This is a genomic window from Mesorhizobium sp. M7A.F.Ca.CA.002.04.1.1, assembly GCF_004022805.1.
In the GTDB taxonomy this organism is placed as follows: domain Bacteria; phylum Pseudomonadota; class Alphaproteobacteria; order Rhizobiales; family Rhizobiaceae; genus Mesorhizobium; species Mesorhizobium ciceri.
The window spans coordinates 1-5092 of record NZ_RZPL01000407.1 but is presented as its reverse complement, the minus strand read 5'-3'; the positions used below and the strand labels follow the sequence as shown (position 1 = coordinate 5092).

Genomic DNA, 5092 nt, shown 5'->3' with positions numbered 1-5092 from the left:
CGTCACCGACGTCGGGGTAAATACTAACACTTGAGAAAGCAGGGAGTTCACGGTCGTCGTCGAACGTCTGACGGTGCAAAACGATGGCGGCCACCGCGTGCCCGGCTTCGTGATGCGCCACAAGCGGCAGATATTGGGAGGCTACATTCATGCGGTGCGGCTCTCAGGTCTAGTTTGCTTTTGCGCATAGGACCGCAATTGTCGTGCCAACTGGGAAAATCGTTTCGGGCAATGCGATCGCTCCGATAGCGTTGCGTCTCCTGTCTGACATTGTTGGGAAGTCGACACGCGCCCGTCGCAATGCGGTCGACCTTCCGCGCGAGTTGGGTGACCCGTGAAGGCGGCCGACCAGGACGATGTTGCGCTGATCGGCGACGAAGGCGCGGCCGGGCGAGATCGCGCATCAGGGGGTGACCGGCGTGTCGGCGAAGTCGAAGTCGTCGATGTCCTTGGCCAGCGGCAACTTGGCGACAGCGAACTGGTATTTGATGGAGCGGGCCTGCTTCTCCGATATCTCGGCCTGCAAGAGATCACCGACAATCCTGGGCGGCTCGTGCCGTCGCTTGATGGCGACGCGCCCATGATCTCGTCATAGGCTCTGCGCATTCCGTAGAGCTTCAGCGCTCCCATCAGTTCCAGTACCTCGGTGCGTTCCATGGCTGTTTGTCCTCCTGAGACTGTCATAGCGGGTGCAGTCGGCGACCGCTCGTGAGCTAGCTTCAGCGCTTGGGGAATGGAAAGGATCGTGCCCGGCGCCGGATCGCGGCTGCGGGCCAGGATGTTGAGGATCACCGGCGCCGACGATGCACCGTGCTCGATGGCTTCCTGACAGGCGGCCTCGACCGCGCTCAATCCGTCGGTCAGCACCCAGGTGAGGATCAACACCATCTGCCGGTCGACGTCATCAACCGCCTTGAGCTGCGCCGCACCTTCTCCATTGCCGACCGCACGACCCAGCCAAGGAACGGCGCGCGCCGTGTGCCAGGGATCGTAGGCGACCTCGTTGCGGCCAAAGGAGCGAACGTGTTCTCCCACGACCACGCCATCCTCTGGCGGATGCGATCCGATCGACATAAGCATGGATCTCGATGGGCCGACCGACGGCACTCGACAGCACCGAGTATTTGTTGTTGTCGAAGCGCACCGTGCAGGTCTTCGACACCGACGGGGGAATGCAATGGAAGCCGTCGAAGCGACCGGCAGCCGCTCCCGCTGCGGCTTGGCCGCATTCGCCGACAGCAGCCGGTCCCGCGTCTCACGCCGAGCTCCCATGCGGGGATAGGGCTGGTGCTTGCGCTCGTAGCGGAACTGCGTCTCCTCAGAACGCAGGACCTTGCGCACCACCTTGCGCGAGATCTTCAGCTCACGGCAGATCGCTTTGATCGACTTCCCCTGGACCAGCGACAGCCGACGTATCTTTGCAATCGTCTCTAAAACCAACATCCAAAACACAAATGCCTCCGATCAAGCCGGAGGCATCTTGATGACCCCATCGTTAAGGGGTCCCGTTTGGACGAAAATCACCCTTTAAACAGGGTCCCCATTCCACGAAAAATCAATGCACTACCTTCCAAAGCTGCGAGAGATCGCCACCGACCGCTTTGAAGGGGCTTTCGGCGGTCTCGTCAGCGAGGTTGTGGCATGAAGAAACATCAATCCACAGCATTGGGCCGAAGCATGCCACGGGCTCATGCCGCGGGAGAGCGGGAAGATATTCTTGAAAGAAGAAGCGGTCTCCGACATCAATACCGACAGGATGGGCAGCTTTCTCACATCACTTGAGGTCGAGCGTGGCAGTTGCGACCCGCAATGCAAGGCTGGCGGCGATGCATGCCTTTGCGCGGTTCCTGATTTCGGAGCACCCCGAATATTAGGATACGCTGCAACTGGTGGTGACACTTCCCTTCAAGAGGGCGCGTGGGTGGCACCTGTCGAATATCTCGATGAGCCCGGAAATCAAGAGCGTCCTGGCGCGTATCGTCCGCCGCACGCCTTCTGGACAGCGGGATTACGCTCTGTTTTCGCTGATGTTCAATACGGATGCACGAGTTCAGGGATCCTGAATCTTCGATTGTGACCTTCGTCTGGTATCGCCCTGTCCCGCCGAGCAAAGCAACGACCGCCCCACACTGCTCACCCGGTTCGGTGTTCCATACTTGCTGCGCACACATGGCTGCGGGCGAAGGAACCACCATGGCGGAAAAAAGCATCCATCATCGCCCTTTGCGGGACACGACGGCCATCCACCTCGTCAAGGCGGGTGTTGACATCGCCACCATCAGTCGATGGCCAGGCCACTCGGGCTGAACTAACGATGCGCTACGCCCAGGCCGGTATCGATATGAAGCGGCAAGCGCTCGAACAAGGCTTCCCCGACGTGATGTCATCGGCAAAAGATCAGACGATCATCGCTTTGATGGCTGGATGTTTGGCTGGCTGCACCGCTTGTAGACGCTCAGTTATGTGGAGTTGTATCGCGGGAAGTCGCGCGTCTTGGGCTTTTGCGGTGTCAGCTCCACATCTCTCCGCAGTGCACGTTGTCACTGTTGAAGAGCCGTTTGTTCAATCTTCGTCCTGGCACGGCAAGGGTTGTCGATATTGTGGGCGTCTTGCGCTTGCCGAGCTTGTCCGAAATCCAGCGCCGGATCAGGCGTGAACACTGTTGCGTAGTTCGTCAGCCAGAGCGCGGAGAACGTCGGCGCTTCCTTCCAGCGCCGTAAAAGCGTAGGGATTGAGGAACTGTCGGCCCCAGAACAGATTGCGATCTGTGCCGGATAGCGTAGCTTCCTCGCTGACACGCGGCCAATTCTCCGCAATGCATCGGAGCTGGCCTTCAACAATCGCAAGAGCTTCCGGCGCGCTGAGCAGGAAGTGATGCGCCGCTTCAAGGCAGGACGCTATCCGGCTCATGCGGTTATTGCCGCTGATGAGCATGGCCTGGCTGGCCTCCTGGCCACTGCGGGCCTGCGGACAAATATCGTACGCAGGCGTGAGGGTGAGCTTAGCGCCGTCCCAGAATGCCGCATGGTTGCGGGCATGATCGTCGGTGTTGCCGCAAAGTATGTTGAAGACAATGCGGCTGAACAACTCGCGCAGAGTTTCCGACGGCGCGGTGAATCGGTGGCGAATGATCTCCGCCAAATCCTGGTAGCTGGCGTAACGCGCCATCATCTCATCGAGCGCGAGCATCGTCAGCGCTGAGACCATGGATTTGCGTTGCCAGCCGCCCGTGACCTTGATCCGGTCGAATCGCTCGACGAGCAACACGTCGTTGCCTGCGGCGCGAACGAGCGAGACGGATGCCGCTCTGATGCCGCACAAGGCGGCAAGCCGCATGGCTATGAATTCTCCTTTGACGACGCTGTAAAGGTCGGCAGACGAGGAAAATTTCGCGACATGCTTGACGGCGTCACCCTCGATCAGCGCCTTTGGCCTTGCGCCGCCGATCGAGCTGCCGTGATGCAGCGCCTGATCTAATTCGGGGGTGAGCGGAATACCTTTCTCTACCCGCTCCGCCGATTGGACAAGCTCTTCGAGAGTGGCATTGGCCAGTGCGCGCGGCTCGTAATGCATTGGCGAAAACTGAAAATCGAGCGCGCCGATGCGGTCCGAGCCTGATTCCAGCAAGAACGTCAGTTCTGAAATATCGAGCCGCGCGATTTCATCGCCCTTCACACCGAATTTGCGGTTTAGGATAACCCGTCGTCCCCAGGCATCAGGGGCAGCATCGCGGATGCATCCCGGCATGGTTAGGCCAGGAAGCAAAGGCAATTCGCCTGCCTTCAGGGGCAGTTCCGGGAGATAAAGCGGGATCGCGCTTCCCAGTTCACGAAAGCTCCTGCCATAGTTGAAGCTGACGAGTCCGTCATGGGCATATAGCCGCCCGGCGACAACCGGCGCGGTCTCGCCCGGCAGCCAGACCCAGACATAGGCTTCGTCGTACTTGGGGACCTTAGAACTCATCGACGATCTGCTTGCCGGCCTTGTAGACGTGCTTCGGCAGCAGCGCGATGCGATCGTCCATGCGGCCTGTGAGGGCTGTGATGCCATTGCCGTCGGCATCGAACAGCTTCACACCGACAATGGCAGCAGCTTCGAACATCAGTCCGATTTCGACTTTGGGATCGCCCTTCTCGATGCGCTGCAGGGTGCTGCGTGAAACACCGATTCTCTCGGCTAACTCCTGTGCGGTTAACCGGTGCTGCATCCGGCCAAGCCGGATGGTCTTACCGAAAAGGCCAAGCGCTTCCATCGCGTAGCGCGAATAGGTGCGTTTATACGTTGCCTTCATTCGGGTCTCTGTGACCTATGCATGATCCATATCGCCTTCTTTCGAACTTTATATAGGTAATGTCACAGAGCGACTGCCAAAGTCAAGACTCCGTATCGCAAGCGTTACCCATCCGAACGAGGAAGGCGGATATTGCCGACGGCTCCTGCACAACCGGCCAGCTCTGCGCGTCTCGGGCGAGGCGGAGATCTGGCGCTGGATCGCGGACAGCCTTGAGACGCCTCGCATGAGTCATTCATGGGCGGTCCCTGGTGCGGGGCCGCGGCGCTCGACTGCTGGCCGACATTCTCGGCGGCGGGACCCGCATCCGGCTACACCAGCACTTTTCGACCGCATACGCGCCCAGCTTCTCTCCGAAATCATTGCCAATGAGCGCGAACCTCATGCGATCGCCGAGCTGGCCTGGCGGCGCGGAATCTACGCACGCATCCGTATTCGAGACCGCCCAAGGGAGGCTGACTAGCGTAACGCCCTCCGATCTAAGCGCCTTCCACAAAGCCGCTTTCGCACGCGACGGGCTGCATGTGGCGGTCGTAGGCGACATAGATGCCAAGCCCTGAGAGTAAGGCTCTACCAGCTGTTCGGCGATTTGCCTCAGAAACTGGCGCTTGCCGGCGCGAACCAGTGGTATCGCGAGGGCGAGCACGCCGAGCGCTTTTCCTCCGCCCTCCACTGACCACAGACCCGCACGCAACGAAGCCGCGCTCGATCTTATCGTGGCGTGGCTAGGTGCAATGTTTGCTCTCGCCATCAGGCCGGCTTTCCCGATGGCGTGGTCAACCTGATCTATGCGTCCGAAGG

The 5092-nt window shown here is 59.9% G+C and carries 3 protein-coding genes and 2 pseudogenes; 1 reads left to right on the top strand and 4 read right to left on the bottom strand.

All coding sequences use genetic code 11. The annotated features are described in order from the left end of the window. Window positions 1–343: 343 nt before the first annotated feature. Window positions 344–657 (bottom strand): annotated as a pseudogene (locus ENZ75_RS35195) (ATP-binding protein); the annotation flags it as partial. A 10-nt stretch (window positions 658–667) separates the two neighbouring features. Next, a pseudogene (locus ENZ75_RS35190) lies at window positions 668–1201 on the bottom strand (IS21 family transposase); the annotation flags it as partial. Between the two features lie 516 nt (window positions 1202–1717). Between ENZ75_RS35190 and ENZ75_RS20270 the strand changes: the two are divergent. Next, window positions 1718–2077, top strand: coding sequence for a hypothetical protein (locus ENZ75_RS20270; RefSeq protein ID WP_126066776.1), 360 nt, complete (start codon window positions 1718–1720; stop codon window positions 2075–2077). Between the two features lie 569 nt (window positions 2078–2646). On the opposite strand, the gene ENZ75_RS20265 is transcribed toward ENZ75_RS20270, so the two are convergent. Together ENZ75_RS20265 and ENZ75_RS20260 are read right to left on the bottom strand one after the other, a co-directional pair. Beyond that, the gene (locus tag ENZ75_RS20265) at window positions 2647–3963 is read right to left on the bottom strand and encodes a HipA domain-containing protein (RefSeq protein WP_063169281.1); all 1317 of its coding nucleotides are present in this window, start codon (window positions 3961–3963) and stop codon (window positions 2647–2649) included. Next, window positions 3953–4291 carry a helix-turn-helix transcriptional regulator gene (locus ENZ75_RS20260; protein ID WP_063169282.1) on the bottom strand — a complete coding sequence of 113 codons (339 nt, stop codon included), beginning with the start codon at window positions 4289–4291 and terminating at the stop codon, window positions 3953–3955. Before ENZ75_RS20260 ends, ENZ75_RS20265 begins: the two co-directional genes overlap by 11 nt. Between the last annotated feature and the right edge of the window lie 801 nt (window positions 4292–5092).

Bases quoted from the DNA above. Each gene is read 5' to 3' on its own strand.
- ENZ75_RS20265 (WP_063169281.1), bottom strand. From the start codon at position 3,963: ATGAGTTCTAAGGTCCCCAAGTACGACGAAGCCTATGTCTGGGTCTGG.
- ENZ75_RS20260 (WP_063169282.1), bottom strand. From the start codon at position 4,291: ATGAAGGCAACGTATAAACGCACCTATTCGCGCTACGCGATGGAAGCG.